The organism is Kitasatospora sp. NPDC002551 (assembly GCF_040296005.1).
In the GTDB taxonomy this organism is placed as follows: domain Bacteria; phylum Actinomycetota; class Actinomycetes; order Streptomycetales; family Streptomycetaceae; genus Kitasatospora.
Map to the genome: position 1 here is coordinate 1 of NZ_JBEOWI010000040.1, position 17,915 is coordinate 17,915.

A 17,915-nucleotide genomic window follows, 5' to 3' on the forward strand; every position below is an offset into this window, starting at 1 on the left:
CACCACTCCGCCGAGCGCCACCACGGCGGCCCCGCCCGCCTCGCCCGCCCCGACTGTCGCCCCCGCGTCCCCCACGCCCCCTGCCCCGTGGGCGGTCTGCGGCTTGTGCGGGCCGCGGCCGGGGCGCCCGGTGTGCGGGTGGACGGCCGCAGCGAGGTCGCCCGGGCTGTCGCCCGTCACCGCGATGTCGCCCGCGCGGTCCGTTCGCAGCACCGTGGCGCCCAGCGCCCGCAACCGGTCCACCGTGCGCGGCGAGGGGTGGCCGTACGGGTTGTCCGCACCGCAGGAGATCAGAGCCAGCCTCGGGCGCAACGCCTCCGTCAGCTCCCATCCCTGGTGGGCCGAACCATGGTGCGCCACCTTCAACACGTCCACCTTGCTCTCCGTCCCGGTCGTCCTCAGCCTGCTCAACAGCGCCTCCTGCGCCGGCGGCTCCAGATCACCCAGCAGCGCCATCCGCACGCCGCCCGCCAGCGTCACCAGCAGCGCGACACTCGCGTTGTTCGCACCCGACACCACGTCCGGCTCCTCTCCGTCCGGCCAGAGCACCTCCCACGACAGCCCGGCCCCCGCCGACCGGCGCTCACCGCGGCCCGCCCGCGTCAGCGGGACCCCGGCCTGCGCCGCCCAACCCGCCACCCGGGCGGCCTCACCCGGCGGATCGTTCACCGCCGTCCCCTGCACCGCCGCGACCCGCCGGCCGTGCAGCACGCCCGGCAGCCCATCGACGTGATCGGCGTGGAAGTGCGTGGCCAGGAAGAGCGGCACCCGGGTGATCCCCAGGTCGCGCAGACAGCGGTCGGCCTCGCGCGGGTCCGGACCGGCGTCCACCACCACCGCGCTGTCGGGCGGGGAGCCGCCCTCCGGAGCCACCGGCAGCACCAGCATGTCCCCCTGCCCCACGTCGCACATGACCAGCCGCCAGCCCGGCGGCGGCCAGCCGGTCGCGATCCGGGCCAGCGACGGTGGCCGCAGCAGCACCGCGAGCAGGACCAGCAGCAGGACACCCACCGCCACCGGTCGGAGCCGGCCGCGCGCCCGACGTGGCCCCGCCCCGGCCCCGGCATGCCGGGGCAGCAGTGCGGGCACCGCGCAGCAGAGCGCCGCCGTCCCGACAGCCAGGCTCACCGTGCCGAACCAGCCGCCCGGCCAGGACAGCTGACCGCCCGGAAGCTCCGCCCCGTGCCGGGCGACCGAGGCCAGCCAGCCGGCCGGGACCGCGGCTGCCCCGGCGAGCAGCCCGGCCGCCGAGGACGAGAGCGGGTCGAGCACCAGGACCGCGAAGCCCAGCAGGGTCGCCGGGGCCACCGCCAGCTCGGCCAGCAGGTTGCAGGGGATCCCGATCAGGCTGACGTGCCCGGACAGCACCACCGTCACCGGCGCGCAGAGCGCCTGGGCCGCCGACGTCGCCCCGACGGCGCCCGCGAGGTGGTGCGGCCAGCCCCGTGCCCGCAGGGCGTCCGCCCAGCGCGGGCCGAGGACCAGCAGGCCGGTCGTGGCGAGCACCGACAGCAGGAAGCCGAAGGAGCGCGCCAGGTAAGGGTCGAGCAGGACCAGCAGCAGGGCCGTGCCCGCCAGCGCCGGCACCGCCTGGCGCGGACGGCCGGTGGCCAGCGCCAGCAGCCCGATCAGCCCCGTCCCCGCCGCCCTGAGCACGCTGGGCTCTGGGCGGCAGATCGTCACGAAGGCCAGTGTGACGACGGCACCGAGCAGTGCCGTGGTGCGCAGCGGGATCCCGAGCAGGGCGGCGAGTCCACGCCGTTCCGCGGTGCCGGCCCGGCCCGGGGCGCCGAGCAGCACCCCCAGCACGATCGCGAGATTGGCCCCGCTGACCGCGACCAGGTGGGCCAGGTCGGTGTCCCGGAAGGCTTCCCAGAGGTCGTCCGGCAGACGCGAGGTGTCGCCCACGACGAGGGCGGGCAGCAGCCCCCGCTCGTCCGGCGGCAGGCTGTCGGTGGCCTCGCGCAGCCCCGCCCGGAGCCGTCCGGCGATCCGCTGCGGCAGGCTCGGTGGCGCGAGCCACCGCGGTTCGCCGTGCGCGATCAGCAGCGCCGCCGACTCGCCCGCGCGCTCGCCCGCTGGACGGACCGTCACCTCGGCGGCGAGCCTGGTCGACGGCAGCAGCCGCTCCCACGCTCCGGTGTCCGCACCACGGACCAGGACGGTGACCGGCGTGCGGGTGCGGACGGTGCGCGGGCCCGGCGCGCCCGGAAGGACGCCGTCGGGGACGGTGACACGGTCCACGACGGCGTCCACGGTGAGCAGTTCCTGCCCGGCACCGGAACTGCCGCTGCGGGAGACGCGCACGCGCGGATCCCCGGTGAGGGTGAGGTCGACGCCGACCTCCGGTGCGGCGGTGGCGGCGCCGGCCAGTTCGGGCAGCGGCCCGCGGTGCAGGTCGGCGGTGTGCAGGAGCGTGGCGGTCGTGGCGGCGGCCGCTGTGAGCAGCACGGCGGCCAGGGCCACGGTGGCGGACCGGCGGCGGGCCGGGCCGGCATCGACGCCCGGCCGGAGCGCGAAGAGGACCAGTCCGAGGACCGCGGCCGTGCCCGCCGCCACCGCGAGGGCGGCGGTGTGCCCGGGGCCCAGGCCGAGGACCGCGGCCGTCACCGCCCAGGCGGCGACGGCGGGCAGCAGCAGGCGGAGGTCGATCGGACGGGACGCGGTGAGGGCGGCGGGAACGGCGGGAGCGGCGGGAACGGCGGGAACGGCGGGAACGGCGGGAACCGGGGCGGCGATGACGGAACCTCCTTTCGGGCGGGAGGCGGGCAGGGGCGAAGGAAGGACATGGGAGGAGGGGGAAGGGGTGATGGGCGGGTCGGTGGGCGAACCGTCAGAGAGTGAGCAAGGGCCGGAGTTCCGCGTAGGTGCGCTCGCCGATCCCGCTCACCTGCCGGAGCTGTTCGAGCGAGCGGAACGCGCCGCCGTGGGAGGAACGGAAGGCGAGGATGCGCTGGGCGAGGGTCGGACCGACGCCGGGCAGGGTGTCGAGCTGTTCGAGCGTGGCGCGGTTGAGGCTGACCGGCTGTTTGGACGCGGCGGCGGGTGGCGGCCCTGTGCCAGCCCCGGCGGCTGGCGGGGGGCTCGGCTCGCCGACGAGGATCTGCTCGCCGTCCGCGAGGACGCGGGCCAGGTTGAGGTTCCCGGTGTCCGTCCCGGGCAGCGGTCCGCCGGCCGCCCGCAGGGCGTCCGTGACCCGGGAGCCGCCGGGCAGGGTGTGCACACCCGGGGAGCCGACCCGGCCACCGATGTCGACCACCACGACGGCGCCCGGCGCCGCGCCCGCGAGGCCGTCCCCCGCCGCGCCGCCTGCCGTGTCCTCGGGCGGCCCCGGCCCGGGCCCGGCGGCCGACGCCACCGAGGCGACGGCGACGGCCGGAACCTCGACGGGTTGGGGCCGCGCCAGCCAGAAGTGCTGGACGCCGTAGCCGACGGTCAGCAGGAGCAGGACGAGCAGGCCGACCACCGCCCGCCGGTCGAGCGTCAGCGCATGGCCCGTCCACGGCTGCGTGACCTGGCCGGGCGCGGCGTGATCAGGCGCGGCGTGCCCGGACTCGGGGCGGTCGGCACGCTCGGGCACAGGCCCGCCGCGCGACGGTTCGCCGACGCCAGCGCCGACGCCAGCGCCGACGCCGACGCCGGCAGGCGCCGCGTACACCGAGGGTTCGGTGTCCGGCGGCTCACCCGCCGCGGGCAGCAGGGCCGCCATCCGCAGACTCGCGGTCTCGTTGATCCGCTGGATCTCGCGGCGCTTGCGGGCGCCGATGCGCATGCTCGTCATGCGGAGCACGGTAGGAACCGCCCGAGCGGTGCGCGGAGATTACCGAACGCCTGTGGAAAACCCCGGGGTTGTGGAGGAAGAAGGTCACCCCCAAGGGGGAGGAAGGGTACCGGGCGTTGACGTTCCGGTGACCCGACGGACCTCCCGAAAGCCCGTCACCCCGTCAGCCCGTCACCGTCACCGTCACCGTCACCGGGGCGAGACCACCACCGCCAGCAGCCCCGGCCCGACGTGTGCGCCGATCACCGCCCCCACCTCGCCCACGTACAGGTCGCGCAGCCCCGGCAGGCGCCCCCGCAGGCGTTCGGCGAGCGGCTCGGCCCGGTCCTCCGCCGCCAGGTGGTGGACGGCGACGTCGACCTCCCGCTCCCCCGCCCGCTCGACCGCGATCTCCTCCAGCCGGGCGATCGCCCGGGACGCCGTGCGCACCTTTTCGAGGGGCTCGATCCGCCCCCCGTCCAGGTGCAGCAGCGGCTTGACCGCGAGCGCCGAACCGAGCAGCGCCCGCGCGGCGCCGATCCGCCCGCCCCGGCGCAGGTACTCCAGGGTGTCCACGTAGAAGAAACCGCTGGTCGCGGCGGTCCGCCGCTCGGCGGCCGCGGCCGCCTCGTCGAGTCCCCGCCCGGCCGCGATCGCCTCGGCCGCGGCCAGCACCCCGTACCCGAGGGCCATGCCGACCAGCCGGCTGTCCACGACCCGCACCGGGACGGGCGCCTCGGCGGCCGCCAGCCGGGCGGCCTCCGCCGTTCCGGAGAGCTCGCCGGAGATGTGCACCGAGACGACGCCCCGCGCGCCGCCCTCGGCGGCCGCCCGGTAGGCGGCGGCGAAGGACTCGGGGCTGGGCCGGGAGGTGGTGACCCGGTGCTTGCCGCGCAGGGCTTCGGCGACGTCCTTCGGGGAGATCTCGACGCCCTCGGCGCGCACCTCGTCGCCGACCACGACGCTCAGCGGGACCACGGTGATGCCGTGCCGGTCGACGGCGTGCTGGGGCAGGTAGGCCGTGGAGTCGGTGACGAGTGCGAGGTCGGCGGGCATGAGGCGGAGGTTACTCCCCGCCCGGGCCGGACGGCACCATCCGGGTCTCCGCTCAGCCGGCCGAGGGCCCGGCCGACGGCTTGCGCAGCCGCTGCGCCAGCTTGGCCACCGGATCGGCGAGCCCGAGCAGTTCCTCGGCGCTGGGCCGCCCGCGGCCGTCGGTGAGCCCCGGCCGGGCCCCGCCACCCGTCCCGCCACCCGTCCCGGCGCCCGCACCGCCGGTCTCGCGCGCCGCGCCGGAAGCACCCGCGCCACCCGCCGTCCCCGGGGCACCCGAACCGCCCGCCGCCCCCGGGGCGGTGTCCCAGTGCCGCAGTGCCCCCGCCTCGTCCTCGCACTCCTGGCTCAGCCGGCTCAGCTCGTCCGCCGCGAACCGGTGCATCCGGTCCTGCGCGGCCCAGCGCATGGCCTCCGCCGAATGCGTGATCCGCTCCGCCCGCTCGCGCAGCTCCGGCAGCTTCGCCGCGACGCGCCCGGCGTCCGGCTCGCGCTCCAGCGTCCGCAGCTCGCCGTCCAGCTCCGCCGCGTGGGCCTCCAGGCGGGTCAGCAGCGCGAGCGACTCGCCGAGCTGGCCGTCCTGGGCGACCCCGCCCTCCAGGACCTGCCGGGTGCCGTCCAGCGAGGTCCGCAGGCGCAGCCGGACGGCGGAGATCTGGCCCTGCGGGCCGGTCTGGGTGTAGGTCTTGGCCTTGAGGGTGACGTTCTCGACCGCCCGGCGGGCCTTGGCCTCCTGGCGTTCCATCTTCTCGCCGACGGCCCGGGCGGCCTTCACCAGGCCGACGACGACGAGCACCGCCACGCCGAGCCCGAACAGCAGGGCGAGTACGAGCAACACCCCGAGGATCTCCATCACGCGCCACCTTCCGCCAGCCGAACCGGCCCCCACCGGGCCCAACGCGGGCCGGCCCACCGAGGGTTCCACCGTAGCCCCTTACCCGCCCGGCGGGCCGCCGACCGGGGGTGCCGGGGCCCGACTTCAGGGGCAGGTTCAGGGACGCCTCGGGGTGAACCCCGAGAGGCGCGCAGCCTCGGGAAACGCCCCGGCGCCACGCGGCGGGCGCCCTCGGACGCCTCCCCGAACGCGCCCCAGAACGCCACGGGGCGCGCCCCAGAACGCCGCGGGGCGGGGGCCCCCGAAGGAACGCCCGCCCCGCCCGGCGACCCACCGGGCCGCCGCCGGCCTCAGCCGGTGACGATGTTGACCAGCTTCGGCGCCCGCGCGATCACCTTGCGCACCTCGGCCCCGCCGATCGCCGCCACGACCGCCGGGTCGGCCAGCGCCAGCGCCTCCAGCTCGGCGTCCGAGATCGACGGCGCGACCTCCAGCCGGGCCTTGACCTTGCCCTTGACCTGCACCACGCAGGTCACCGCCTCGTCGACGACGTACGCCGGGTCGGCCACCGGGTAGCCGGCGTACGCCAGCGAGTCGCCGTGGCCCAGCCGCCGCCACAGCTCCTCCGCGATGTGCGGGGCCAGCGGGGCGACCAGCAGCACCACCTGCTCGGCCACCGACCGCGGCGTGGAGCCGCGCTTGACCAGGTAGTTGTTCAGCTCGATCGCCTTGGCGACGGCGGTGTTGAAGCGCAGCCCGGCCATGTCGCCGCGGACGCCGTCGACGGCCTTGTGCAGGGCACGCAGCGTCGCCTCGTCCGGCTCCTCGTCCGTCACGACCAGCTCGCCGGTCGCCTCGTCGACGATGTTGCGCCACAGCCGCTGCAGGAAGCGGTAGGAGCCGACGACGGCGCGGGTGTCCCACGGGCGGGAGACGTCCAGCGGGCCCATCGACATCTCGTACAGGCGCAGCGTGTCGGCGCCGTACTCGTCGGCGATCTCGTCGGGGGCGACGGCGTTCTTCAGGGACTTGCCCATCTTGCCGGCCTCGCGCTTGACCGGCTCGCCCTGCCAGAAGTACTGGCCGTCGCGCTCCTCGACCTCGGCGGCGGGCACCGGGAATCCGCGCTCGTCGCGGTAGACGTCGGCGGTGATCATGCCCTGGTTGAACAGCTTGTGGAACGGCTCGACGGAGGAGACGTGGCCCAGGTCGTGCAGCACCTTGTGCCAGAAGCGGGCGTACAGCAGGTGCAGCACGGCGTGCTCGGCGCCGCCGACGTACAGGTCCGCGCCGCCGCCGGGCTTCTGCTCGGTGGGGCCCAGCCAGTACCGCTCGTTGGCCGGGTCGACGACCCGCTCGCGGTCGGACGGGTCGATGTAGCGCAGCTCGTACCAGCAGGAGCCGGCCCAGTTGGGCATGGTGTTGGTCTCGCGGCGGTACGTCTTCGGCCCGTCGCCCAGGTCCAGCTCGACGTGGACCCAGGCCTCGTTGCGGGACAGCGGGGTCTTCGGCGTGGAGGTGGAGTCGTACGGGTCGTAGGTGTGCGGCGAGTAGTCGTCGACCTGCGGGACCTCGACGGGCAGCATCGACTCGGGCAGCGCGTGCATCACGCCGTCCTCGTCGTAGACGATCGGGAAGGGCTCGCCCCAGTACCGCTGGCGGCTGAACAGCCAGTCGCGCAGGCGGTAGTTGACGGTGCCTTCGCCGATGCCGCGCGCGGTCAGCCAGGCGGTGACGGCGGCCTTGGCGTCGACGACGCTCAGGCCGTTCAGCGCGATGCCGTCCTCGGTGCCCTCGTCGTGGGCCGAGTTGACGATGACGGAGTCGTAGGTGTCGAACGCGTCGTCCCAGGCGGCCGGGTCCTCGCCGCGCCCGTCGGTGGGCTCGACGACGCAGCGCATCGGCAGGTCGAAGGCGCGCGCGAAGGCGAAGTCGCGGTGGTCGTGGGCGGGGACGGCCATGATGGCGCCGGTTCCGTAGCCCATCAGCACGTAGTCGGCGATGAAGACCGGGACGGGCTCGCCGCTGACCGGGTTGACCGCGTAGGCGCCGGTGAAGACGCCGGTCTTGACCTTGGCCTCGACCTGCCGCTCGACGTCGGACTTGGCGGCCGCGGCGGCGCGGTAGGCGGTGACGGCCTCGGTGGGGGTGGCGGCGCCGCCGGTCCACGCCTCACGGGTGCCCTCGGGCCAGGCGGCGGGCACGATCGTGTCGACCAGGTCGTGCTCGGGGGCCAGCACCATGTAGGTGGCGCCGAACAGGGTGTCGGGGCGGGTGGTGAAGACGGTGATCTTCCGGTCGTCGGCGCCGACGGCGAAGTCGACGCGGGCGCCCTCGGAGCGGCCGATCCAGTTGCGCTGCTGCAGCTTGATGGCCTCGGGCCAGTCCAGCAGGTCCAGGTCGGAGATCAGCCGGTCGGAGTAGGCGGTGATCCGCATCATCCACTGGCGCAGGTTGGACTTGAAGACGGGGAAGTTGCCGCGCTCGGAGCGGCCGTCGGCGGTGACCTCCTCGTTGGACAGCACGGTGCCCAGGCCGGGGCACCAGTTGACCGGCACCTCCTTGGCGTAGGCCAGCCGGTACTCGCCCAGCACCTCCTCGCGCTCGGCGCCGTTCAGCGCGGACCAGGCGCGGCCGCCGGGGACCTCACGGGTGCCGTTCTCGAACTCGGCGACCAGCTCGGCGATCGGGCGGGCCTTGGCGGCCTGCTCGTCGTACCAGGAGTTGAAGATCTGCAGGAAGATCCACTGCGTCCAGCGGTAGTACTCGGGGTCGATCGTGGCGATCGAGCGGCGCGGGTCGTGGCCCAGGCCCAGTCGGCGCAGCTGCTGGCGCATGTTGGCGATGTTGGCCTCGGTGGAGACCCGCGGGTGGGTGCCGGTCTGCACGGCGTACTGCTCGGCGGGCAGGCCGAAGGAGTCGTAGCCCAGGGTGTGCAGGACGTTGTAGCCGTTCATCCGCTGGTAGCGGGCGAAGACGTCGGTGGCGATGTAGCCCAGCGGGTGGCCGACGTGCAGGCCGGCGCCCGACGGGTACGGGAACATGTCCATGATGAAGCTGTGCGGCTTCGCGGCGACGTCCGCGGCGGCCGGGTCGGCCAGGTCGCCGGCCGGGTTGGGGGCGTGGAACGTCCCCTCCTTCTCCCAGATGTCCTGCCAGCGGGACTCGATCTCCGCCGCCAGGGCAGCGCTGTACCGGAACGGCGCGGTCGCGGTGTCGGCCGCACCGGACGCAGGGGTCGTCTCGCTCATGGTCCTTCAAGCTCCATCGATGTCAGTTGGCGAACCGGCGTTCCGGGCCGGCGACGGGACGGGTGCCCGGGCGGGCCCGGACGGCGGCCGGGCGGCGGGCCCGGGCGGAAAACAAAAAAAGCCCCTCGCAGGAGGGGGTGCCACGCCGACTCCGGCTTCCGCCCTCGGGCGTGGCCGGTCCTGGTCAGCGCGGCCGACTAAGGAGCAGGCGCGCGGTTCGCATGGGCTCAGGGTACCGCAAGGGGGTCAGCCGCCTCCCGGGGATACCGCCGACGCGCCCTCCGGCAGACCCGCCGACGCGCCCTCCGCCATGCCCGCCGCCCCGGCCCCGGCCCCGGCGCCCGCCCCGCCCTCCGCCGAACGGAACGCCGCGTCGATCCCGCGCAGCGCCCGCGCCACCCGCTCCGACTGCATCCCCGCGGCCAGCGCCCGCGCCCGGTCGGCGGTGCGCGCCGCCTCGGCGGGGTCCCCCGCGAGGCGCTGCGAGTCGGCCAGCCGGACCATCAGCAGCACCCGCGCCCGGGCCCGGCCCGGCCCCAGGCCCGCCACCGCCTCGGCCAGCAGCGCCTGCGCCCGCCCGTGCTCGCCCAGGAACAGGTGGCCCTCCCCCACCATGCCCGCGAGGTCCGCCCGCTCCTGCGCCAGGGCGCCGCTCCCGCCGGCGCCCGCGTCCAGCTCCGCGAACGCCCGCCCCGCCGTCTCGGCGAGCGCGGCCGCGTCGCCCCGCCGCCCGTGGGCGCGGGCGATCCGCCCGAGCTGCAGGGCCCGCCCGGCCGGCCCGAGCTCCTCCCCCACCGCCGCCACCGCCTGCGCGAGCACCGTGACCGCGTCCAGCCCGCGCCCGCCCGCGCTCCAGGTGGCCAGCACCACCAGGCCGCCGAGCACCGCCACCCCGTCCCGGCGCTCGCCGCTCAGGTGCGCGGCGCGCAGCGCGGCCGCGAAGGCCCGCTGCGCGGTGGCGTCGTGGCCGAGGTCGAACGCGGCCTGGGCCGCGAGCCGGGCGAGGCGGCCCGCCGCGCCGTACAGCGCCCGGCCGAGCGGTTCGTCGTACCCGCCGAGTTCCAGCAGCTTGGCGACCATGGCCAGTTCGGCGCGGGCGGGGCCGAGGACGAGCCCGCCGCCGCAGGATCGTTCCAGCCGCTGCTTGCTGCGGTGCGCGGCGGCGAGTTCGCCGATCACCGCGGGGTCGACGCGCAGCGCGCCGTCGCCGCCGAGGGCGGGTGGCGGGGTGGCCAGCCGGCGGGCGGCCTCGGCGAGGTCGGCGCCGCGGAAGAGGTCGGTGAGGCGCACCGGGCCGGCGTCGGCGGCGGTCTCGCGCAGCGCGGTCTGCGCGGTGTCGGCCGTCCACGGGTCGGTCAGCAGGCGCGGGGAGAGGATCTTGGCGCCGCGGTGGCCGCCCATCGGGCCCCAGAGCTGTTCGTAGGTGACGGCGATGCCGAGGGTGCGGCTGAGCACCTCGCAGACGGCTTGGTCGTGCGGGCTGCGCGGGACCATGCCGCGGTCGCGCCACTTGTAGGGGGCGGTGGAGCTGATCGCCATCCGGGCCGGGACGGTGAGGTTGACCTCGCGGGCGAGCCGCTCCGGGCTCCAGCCGAGCTGGTGGAGTATCCGGGCGAGTTCCTCGTTGCGTCTGCGCTCCAGATCGGCCATGGATCCGACGGTAGCGGTCCGCCGGGGGCGGCCGCCGGGAGGTCCGGGGAAAACCCGGGAACGCCGAAGGCCGCCTCCCGTTCGGGAGGCGGCCTTCGTTTCCTGTGGAGCTACGGGGAATTGAACCCCGGACCTCTTGCATGCCATGCAAGCGCTCTACCAACTGAGCTACAGCCCCTTGACCTGCGATGTCACCGGGGATTTCGTTCCGTTTCCCTCGGCGACATCGCCTACTTTACACGGTCCGGGGGGTGCTCCACGAATCCGTTTCCCGGGCGGTCGGCTACCCGTCCGCCGGCCGCCCCCGCGGGGCCGTCTCCCGGACCGCCTCCGGGGCCGGTGCGAGGGCCCGCGCGCCGGCCCTCGCCCGCCGCTGCCCGCGGCCGGCCGCCACCGCCCGGGCGGCGAAGCCCGTGGCGAGCGCGGCGGCCCCGCCGATGGCGGCCGTGGTGAGCAGCAGCGCGTGCCCGGAGCCGCGGGCGGAGGCCGGCAGGCCGGCCGCGCCGAGGTACACCGAGCCGAGCAGCGCGACGCCGACGACCTGGCCGAGCTGCACCCCGGTGGCCACGACCCCGCTGGCGTCCGCCGCGTCGGCGGGGGCGACCCGGGCGAGCGCCCGGGCGAAGAGCGGCGCGTAGGCGCAGCCGGCGAGCAGGCCGAGGACGGCGGAGAGCAGCAGCGGTACCGCGCCGAGCCCGGACCCGTCGCGCAGCAGCAGGCCGAGCAGCAGGTAGCCGACGGCGAGCAGGCCGGCGCACAGGGGCGGCAGGAGGCCGTGCAGGCGCCCGGGCAGCCGCTGCCAGTGCAGGCTGGCGACGCCGAAGCCGACGGCGATCGGGGCGGAGCAGAGGCCGGCGCGCAGCGCGCTGTGGCCGAGCCCGGACTGCTGGTGCAGGGCGAAGGAGAACATGAAGCCGGCGAAGGCCAGCAGGATCATGAACACCGCGCCGACGGCGGGCAGCAGCCCGGCGGCGCCGAGGACGCGCCCGCTGATCAGCGGCTCCCCGCCGCGCCGGGCGATCCGCCGTTCGACGACCGCGAACAGGCCGAAGAGCAGCGCGCTCGCGCCGAGCATCGCCCAGCCCCAGCCGGGCCGGCCGAGTTCGTGGCCGAGCACCAGCGGGACGACGAGCAGCCCGAGGGCGGCGGCGAGCACCAGCAGGCCGGGCAGGTCGAAACCGCGGTCGCGGTCCCCGGGCAGCCGCGGCAGCAGCCGGGCGCCGGCCGCCAGCAGCACGGCGCCGATCGGCACGTTGACCAGGAAGACCGGGCGCCAGCCGGAGCCGAACAGGTCGGCGTCGACGAGCACCCCGCCGAGCACCTGCCCGGCCGCGATGCCGCCGGCGAGGACGGCCGAGTACAGGCCCAGGGCGCGGACCCGGGCCTGGCCGGTGAAGGTGCGCTGGACCAGGCTCATCACCTGGGGGACCATCAGGGCCGCCCCGGCGCCCTGGAGCAGCCGGAAGGCGATCAGCCAGCCGGTGGCGGGGGCGAGCCCGCAGGCCAGCGAGGCGGCGGTGAAGGCGGCCAGGCCGCCCTGGTAGAGCCGGCTGTAGCCGTAGCGGGCGCCGAGCCGGGCGCCGGTGATGAGCAGGACGGCGTAGGCGATGGTGTAGCCGGCCACCACGAACTGGAGGGCGGCCCCGGAGGCGTGCAGGTCGGTGCGGATGGTGGGCACCGCGACGTTGACGATGGCGGTGTCCAGCACGGCCATGAACTGGCCGCTGAGGACAAGCGCGAGGAGCGCCCCGGGCCGGGCGGCGGACGCCGCCCCGGGCCGGGTGGCGGCCGGCGAGGCGGTCCCGGCCGGCCGGCGCCGGGTCTGGGTGTCGGTCATGCGTCGAGCGTCGCGGCGCCCTGGTACCAGTGGTTAGAGCCTGCGGATCCTGGTACCGGCAGCACCTGTTTCGCCCCGCCGGGCTGCGGCACCATGGCGGGTATGACCGTCGTGGACACCCCCGGCACCGTCGAGCCCGCCCCCCGGCCCCACGCCCGCCAGGCCCCCGCCGAGGGGCGCGACCGCCGCCGCACCGAGCTGGCCGAGTACCTGCGCGCCCGCCGCGCCCGGGTCTCCCCCGAGGACGTCGGCCTGCCGCCCGGCCTGCGCCGCCGTACGCCGGGCCTGCGCCGCGAGGAGGTGGCCCAGCTCGCCGGGGTCGGGGTCACCTGGTACACGTGGCTGGAACAGGGGCGCCGGATCAACGCGAGCGCGCAGGTGCTGACGGCGGTCGCCCGGGTGCTGCTGCTGGACGCCACCGAGCGCGAGCACCTGTTCCGGCTGGCCGGGGTGGCGGTGCGCCCGCCGGCCGGGCCGGATCCGGTGCTGGACCCGTCGACCCAGCTGATCCTGGACGCCCTGGCGCCGCTGCCGGCCGCCGTCTCGAACAGCCGGTACGACGTGCTGGCCTGGAACTCCCCCTACGCGGCGCTGTTCGCCACGAGCCGGACCCGGACCACCGACGGCCGGTTCAACAGCCTCTGGTGCACGGTGACCGGCCCGGACTGCTGCAATCCGTTCCTGAACCGGACCGAGCAGCTGCCGCAGATGGTCGCGGTGCTGCGCGGCGCCTACGGGCGGCACGTCGGCGAGCCGGCGTGGGAGGAGTACCTGCGGTCGCTGCTGGCGGCGAGCGCGGAGTTCCGGGAGCTGTGGGCCCGGCAGGAGGTGGCCTCGCGGCGGACGGCGCCGAAGGTGTTCCGGCACCCGCTGGTGGGCGTGATGCGGATGAACGCGGCCTACCTGACGATCCCCGGGGTGCCGGAGGCGTACGTCGCCGTCTACACCCCGGACGGGCCGCAGGACCGGGCGCGGATCGAGGAGCTGGCGGCGCTGCCGCCGGGCGGCTGGACCGCCCCGTGCGGCCACGCCCCCACCGGGTCCACCGACTGAGGCCGCGCCCGGGACACCCTCCGGGAACGACCGAAGGCCGCCACCCACCGGGTGACGGCCTTCGCAGTCTGTGGAGCTACGGGGAATTGAACCCCGGACCTCTTGCATGCCATGCAAGCGCTCTACCAACTGAGCTACAGCCCCGCGACACACGCGGCCCTCACGGACCCCGGGTGCGGAGTGGAGCTACGGGGAATTGAACCCCGGACCTCTTGCATGCCATGCAAGCGCTCTACCAACTGAGCTACAGCCCCTCGCTCACCGGATCTCCCGCTTCCCTTCCGGGCCGCGTTCCCTCCGTGCGAACGAGGAAGACTCTAACCGCAAAGGCCCGGAACTGCGAAATCCGCCCTCCGGGGCCCTCGGCGCACCCCTGGCGGGAGCGGCTCAGGTGTCGTCGCCGATGACCGGCTGCGGCAGGGTGCCCGCGTTGTGCTCCAGCAGCCGCCAGCCCCGCGCGCCCCGGCCCAGGACGGACCAGCAGCAGTTCGACAGCCCGCCGAAGCACTCCCACAGCACCGGCTCCAGGCCGAGCATCCGCCCGAGCATGGTGCGGATGGTGCCGCCGTGGCTGACCACGACCAGCGTGCCGCCGTCGGGCAGCTTGCCGGCCGCGTCCAGCACCACCGGCACCGCGCGGTCGGCGACCTCGGTGGCGAGTTCGCCGCCGCCGCGCCGGACCGGCTCGCCCTGGGTCCAGGCCGCGAACTCCTCGGGGTAGCGCTCGCGGATCTCCGCGTTGGTCAGCCCCTGCCAGGAGCCCGCGTACGTCTCCCGCAGGCCCTCGTGGTGCTCGACGTCCAGGCCGGTGACCTTGGCCAGCTCCTCGGCGGTGCGCCGGGCCCGCTGGAGGTCCGAGGAGATCAGCAGGTCAGGGCGCAGGCCGGAGAGCAGCCGGGCGGCCCGCTGCGCCTGCAGCACGCCCTGCCCGGTCAGCTCGATGTCCGTGGTGCCCTGGAAGCGGGACTCGAGGTTCCAGGAGGTCTGGCCGTGCCGCCAGAAGACGATGCGCGGGCCCCGCGCGTCCCGGCTCAGCTGTAGTCCTCGGCGCCGAAGTCGTCCGCCGGGGCCTGCTCGGCCGGGGCGACGGCGTTGCCGGCCGCGTCGGTGTGGGCGTCGGGACGGTTGCGGGAGGCGAGGGCGTCCTGCGGCAGCGGCAGCTCGGGGCAGTCCTTCCAGAGGCGGTCCAGCGAGTAGAAGGAGCGCTCCTCGGAGTGCTGGACGTGCACGACGATGTCGAGGTAGTCGAGCAGGATCCAGCGGCCCTCGCGCTCGCCCTCCCGGCGCACCGGCTTGATGTCCAGCTTCTCGCGCAGCTGGTCCTCGATCTCCTCGGCGATCGAGCGGACCTGGCGGTCGTTGCTCGCGGAGGCGATCAGGAAGGCGTCGGTGATCGACAGCACCTCGCTGACGTCGAACGCGACGATGTTGTGGGCCAGCTTGTCGGCCGCGGCCTGGGCGGCGACGTTGATGAGTTCCTGGCTGTGCTCAGTGGCGGTCACGGTGTTCTTCCGGCTCGGCGGCTTGGGGGCGCCCCGTGCGCGGCGCGCCGGGGATCGCCTTCCAGGATCTCACGCCGCCCCGGCGGCCCCGGAACCGTTTTCCGGGGCCGCCGGGCGTACCGCGGCCGGGCCGTGGCCCGCCTACTGCGGCTTCGGCGGCGCGTAGTCCTTGCCGAGGACGACGACCAGGTCGGCGTTCTGCGCGTCGGTGACCTTCTTGACCGCCGTCTCCGGCAGGTTGAGGCTGGTCGCCAGCGACTTCGCGGCCGCCTGCCGGGCGTCGTCGGTGTAGCGGATCTCACTGGTGGCCTGCGGGGCGCTCTTGGCGCCGCCGGGGACGAAGGTGAGGCCCGCGTTGACCACCTGGACCTGGGCCGCGGCGGCCGCCAGGTCGTTGCCGGTGGCGTCCTGGAGGGAGACCCTGGCGGGCGCGTCGCCGCTGGTCGCGGCCTTGACGGTGCCGCCGAGCACCTCCTTGACCTGCTTGCCGGCGGTGGCCTCGTCCAGCGAGCCGTCCGGCTTGACGGTGAGCGCGGCGGTGCCGAACTGCCCGTCCTTGGAGAGCTTGGCCAGTTGCGCGAGGACCCCGGCGAGCGCGTCCTCGGGCAGCGAGGGGTCGAGCACCGCGTTCATCCGGTGCACGTCGTCCTTGGCGTCCTTGAACTCGACCGGCATGGTGCGCACCACGGCGTCCATCACCTGGCCGAACCGGGCGAGCTGGGCGTCGCGGTTCTCCCCGGGGGCCTGCAGGGTGGCGTAGGCGACGGCGGCCTTCCCGCCGAGCAGGGTGTTCTTGCCCGCGGCGGCGAGCACCTTGCCGTCCGGCTTGCCCCCCTCGTGGACCTCGGCGTTGGTGTCCACCCGGACGCCGCCGAGCTGGGCGACCAGCAGTTCCAGGTACGGGGTGTCGAGCCGCCAGGTACCGGCGACCGGGGCCCCGAGCACGGTGGTCAGGCCCTCGCGGGTGCCGGAGGCGCCGAGGGTGTCCATGGCCTGGCCGACCGTGGTGATCGGCGGGTCGCCGGGGCCGGGCAGCCGCAGCGCGTCCGGCAGCAGCAGGACGGTGCCCTTCTTGCCGGAGGCGTCGTTGACCAGCAGCGCGCTGGAGACCTTGCCCTCCAGGTCGCGCAGGTGGACGACGTTGACCTGGCGCGGTCCGGCGGCGGTGGCCGCGTCCTTCTTGCCGCCGGTGAACCAGAGGTAGCCGCCGGCGCCGGCCGCCGCGAGCGCGAGGACCACGCCGGCGCCGATCAGCCGGGTGCGCAGCTTGCGGCGGCGCTCGGCGCGCACCTCGCTGCGGGACTCGGCGAACTTGAGCCAGTCGATGACGTCCTCGGACTTCTCCGCCTCGTCGTCGACGAAGGTGAACTCGCCCGTGGTGTAGTCGTCCTCGGGGGCCGCGGCGCCGCTCCTGGCCCGGGCCGGGCGGGAGCCGCCGACCTGCTCGGACGGCGCTCCGGGCCGGGCGGGGGCCGCCGGCCCGTCGGCGGCCGGGCGCGGCACCCGGGGGCGCGGCGGCGTGGGCGCGGCGGGCTCCTCCGCCGGCTGCGGCTGCGGCGGGTCGGCGACCACCGGCATCGGCGCGGTCGCGTACGACGGCGGCTGCTGGTAGCCCTGCTGCCCCTGCTGGTACTGGTCCTGGTAGCCGTAGCCGCCCTGCTGCTGGTACCCCTGCGGCACCTGCTGCCCGTACGGGCCGGACTGCTCGTACGGGCCGGGCTGCGGCTCGTAGGAGGTCTGGTACCCCTGCTGCTGGTACTGGTCCTGGTAGCCGTACTGCCCCTGGCCGTACGGCGCGGGCTGCACCGGCTGCCCGTACTGGTCGTACTGCTCGTACCCGCCCGACTGCTCGTACTGGCCGGGCTGCTGCTGCTCGTAGCCGCCCTGCTGGTACGGCGGGTACTGCTGGTACTGCCCGGTGGACCAGTCGTCCGGCTGTCCGGGCTGCTGCTCCTGGGATCCCCTGCGCTCGCTCATCCGTCGGTCGGCCCCTCCGGGATCAGGTCCGGTGCGGCGCGTAGAGCGCCCGCTTGTCGATGTAGCGGACCACGCCGTCCGGGACGAGGTACCAGACCGGCTCGCCCTTGGCGACCCGGTTGCGGCAGTCCGTGGAGGAGATGGCCAGCGCCGGGACCTCCACCAGGGAGACCCCGCCCACCGGAAGCCCGGCGTCCGACAGAGTGTGCCCCGGCCGGGTGCACCCGATGAAATGGGCGAGCGAGAAGAGCTCGTCGGAGTCCCGCCAGGACAGGATCTGGGCGAGCGCGTCGGCGCCGGTGATGAAGAAGAGGTCCGCGTCCGGGTGCAGCGCGTGCAGGTCGCGCAGGGTGTCGACGGTGTACGTCGGGCCCTCGCGGTCGATGTCGATGCGGCTGACCGAGAACTGCGGGTTCTCCGCGGTGGCGATGACCGTCATCAGGTAGCGGTCCTCGGCCGGGCTGACCTGGCGGTCGCTCTTCTGCCACGGCTGTCCGGTCGGGACGAAGATCACTTCGTCCAGGTGGAACGCGCTGGCGACCTCACTGGCGGCGACCAGGTGCCCGTGGTGGATCGGGTCGAAGGTGCCGCCCATCACGCCCAGACGGCGCTTCGGCACCGGTACGCCGGGATTCCCGGTCTGCTCTCCCATGGCGCCACACCTTACGCGACGCCCGTTGCCGTGCGGGAACGGCCGGGTGACGGGCGTCCCGGGGGCGGTACCGCTCCCCGGGCCACCGTCGGCCGGGTCAGCGGTCCCGGTTGAAGCGGGTCGTCACGAAGAGCAGCAGCAGAAGGACGAACAGCGCGGCGCCACCCGTCAGGTACGGGTTGAGGCTGTCGTGGTTGCCCCCCTCGCCCTCGTTCGCGAGGAGGTTCAGGACGGGGAGTGCGGCGGCAGTGCTCATGGTCGGCGGGACCTTCTCGGCTCGGATGGCGGGCAGGGGTGTCGTACGGGCCGGTGAGGGCCCACCCGTCATCGTACGGGGGGTTACAC

Annotated in this window: 13 protein-coding genes and 3 tRNA genes; 1 reads left to right on the forward strand and 15 read right to left on the reverse strand. The window is 75.4% G+C overall.

The window, feature by feature from the left end; translation table 11 throughout:
• From ABT093_RS28205 to ABT093_RS28240, 8 genes are all read right to left on the reverse strand, one after another.
• The coding region (locus ABT093_RS28205; protein WP_350569237.1) for a ComEC/Rec2 family competence protein at positions 1–2,610 on the reverse strand (2,610 nt) is incomplete at its 3' end.
• A gap of 223 nt (positions 2,611–2,833) precedes the next feature.
• Entirely contained in the window at positions 2,834–3,781 is a 948-nt protein-coding gene (locus tag ABT093_RS28210; protein WP_350569239.1) for a ComEA family DNA-binding protein, read from the reverse strand.
• 189 nt (positions 3,782–3,970) lie between these two features.
• Entirely contained in the window at positions 3,971–4,816 is an 846-nt protein-coding gene (locus tag ABT093_RS28215) for a DegV family protein (protein WP_350569240.1), read from the reverse strand.
• A gap of 52 nt (positions 4,817–4,868) precedes the next feature.
• On the reverse strand, positions 4,869–5,666 hold the full coding sequence (locus tag ABT093_RS28220; protein WP_350569242.1) for a hypothetical protein: 798 nt from the start codon (positions 5,664–5,666) through the stop codon (positions 4,869–4,871).
• Positions 5,667–5,998: 332 nt separating this feature from the next.
• Positions 5,999–8,899, reverse strand: coding sequence for a leucine--tRNA ligase (leuS, locus tag ABT093_RS28225; RefSeq protein WP_350569244.1), 2,901 nt, complete (start codon positions 8,897–8,899; stop codon positions 5,999–6,001).
• A gap of 246 nt (positions 8,900–9,145) precedes the next feature.
• Complete coding sequence (locus ABT093_RS28230) at positions 9,146–10,549, reverse strand: NsdA family TPR-like regulatory protein (protein WP_350569246.1); 1,404 nt, start codon at positions 10,547–10,549, stop codon at positions 9,146–9,148.
• Positions 10,550–10,654: 105 nt separating this feature from the next.
• Positions 10,655–10,727 (reverse strand) — tRNA-Ala (locus tag ABT093_RS28235).
• 105 nt (positions 10,728–10,832) lie between these two features.
• The gene (locus tag ABT093_RS28240; protein WP_350569248.1) at positions 10,833–12,386 is read right to left on the reverse strand and encodes an MFS transporter; all 1,554 of its coding nucleotides are present in this window, start codon (positions 12,384–12,386) and stop codon (positions 10,833–10,835) included.
• A gap of 102 nt (positions 12,387–12,488) precedes the next feature.
• Here ABT093_RS28240 and ABT093_RS28245 point away from each other — a divergent pair, with 102 nt between their 5' ends.
• Complete coding sequence (locus tag ABT093_RS28245) at positions 12,489–13,439, forward strand: helix-turn-helix transcriptional regulator (RefSeq protein ID WP_350569250.1); 951 nt, start codon at positions 12,489–12,491, stop codon at positions 13,437–13,439.
• A gap of 71 nt (positions 13,440–13,510) precedes the next feature.
• On the opposite strand, the gene ABT093_RS28250 is transcribed toward ABT093_RS28245, so the two are convergent.
• From ABT093_RS28250 to ABT093_RS28280, 7 genes are all read right to left on the reverse strand, one after another.
• A tRNA-Ala gene (locus tag ABT093_RS28250) sits at positions 13,511–13,583 on the reverse strand.
• 37 nt (positions 13,584–13,620) lie between these two features.
• Positions 13,621–13,693, reverse strand: a tRNA-Ala gene (locus ABT093_RS28255).
• A gap of 133 nt (positions 13,694–13,826) precedes the next feature.
• On the reverse strand, positions 13,827–14,474 hold the full coding sequence (locus ABT093_RS28260) for a histidine phosphatase family protein (RefSeq protein WP_350569339.1): 648 nt from the start codon (positions 14,472–14,474) through the stop codon (positions 13,827–13,829).
• Complete coding sequence (gene rsfS / locus ABT093_RS28265) at positions 14,471–14,941, reverse strand: ribosome silencing factor (RefSeq protein WP_350569252.1); 471 nt, start codon at positions 14,939–14,941, stop codon at positions 14,471–14,473. Before rsfS ends, ABT093_RS28260 begins: the two co-directional genes overlap by 4 nt.
• A 141-nt stretch (positions 14,942–15,082) precedes the next feature.
• On the reverse strand, positions 15,083–16,918 hold the full coding sequence (locus ABT093_RS28270; RefSeq protein WP_350569253.1) for a LytR C-terminal domain-containing protein: 1,836 nt from the start codon (positions 16,916–16,918) through the stop codon (positions 15,083–15,085).
• A gap of 22 nt (positions 16,919–16,940) precedes the next feature.
• Entirely contained in the window at positions 16,941–17,570 is a 630-nt protein-coding gene (gene nadD / locus ABT093_RS28275) for a nicotinate-nucleotide adenylyltransferase (protein WP_350569255.1), read from the reverse strand.
• A gap of 97 nt (positions 17,571–17,667) precedes the next feature.
• On the reverse strand, positions 17,668–17,826 hold the full coding sequence (locus ABT093_RS28280; RefSeq protein WP_350569256.1) for a hypothetical protein: 159 nt from the start codon (positions 17,824–17,826) through the stop codon (positions 17,668–17,670).
• Positions 17,827–17,915: the final 89 nt, after the last annotated feature.

Excerpts from the sequence above, each read along its gene's own strand:
- ABT093_RS28210 (WP_350569239.1), bottom strand. The coding sequence starts at position 3,781 with ATGACGAGCATGCGCATCGGCGCCCGCAAGCGCCGCGAGATCCAGCGG.
- ABT093_RS28215 (WP_350569240.1), bottom strand. The coding sequence starts at position 4,816 with ATGCCCGCCGACCTCGCACTCGTCACCGACTCCACGGCCTACCTGCCC.
- ABT093_RS28220 (WP_350569242.1), bottom strand. The coding sequence starts at position 5,666 with ATGGAGATCCTCGGGGTGTTGCTCGTACTCGCCCTGCTGTTCGGGCTC.
- leuS (WP_350569244.1), bottom strand. The coding sequence starts at position 8,899 with ATGAGCGAGACGACCCCTGCGTCCGGTGCGGCCGACACCGCGACCGCG.
- ABT093_RS28230 (WP_350569246.1), bottom strand. The coding sequence starts at position 10,549 with ATGGCCGATCTGGAGCGCAGACGCAACGAGGAACTCGCCCGGATACTC.
- ABT093_RS28240 (WP_350569248.1), bottom strand. The coding sequence starts at position 12,386 with ATGACCGACACCCAGACCCGGCGCCGGCCGGCCGGGACCGCCTCGCCG.
- ABT093_RS28245 (WP_350569250.1), top strand. The coding sequence starts at position 12,489 with ATGACCGTCGTGGACACCCCCGGCACCGTCGAGCCCGCCCCCCGGCCC.
- ABT093_RS28270 (WP_350569253.1), bottom strand. The coding sequence starts at position 16,918 with ATGAGCGAGCGCAGGGGATCCCAGGAGCAGCAGCCCGGACAGCCGGAC.
- nadD (WP_350569255.1), bottom strand. The coding sequence starts at position 17,570 with ATGGGAGAGCAGACCGGGAATCCCGGCGTACCGGTGCCGAAGCGCCGT.
- ABT093_RS28280 (WP_350569256.1), bottom strand. The coding sequence starts at position 17,826 with ATGAGCACTGCCGCCGCACTCCCCGTCCTGAACCTCCTCGCGAACGAG.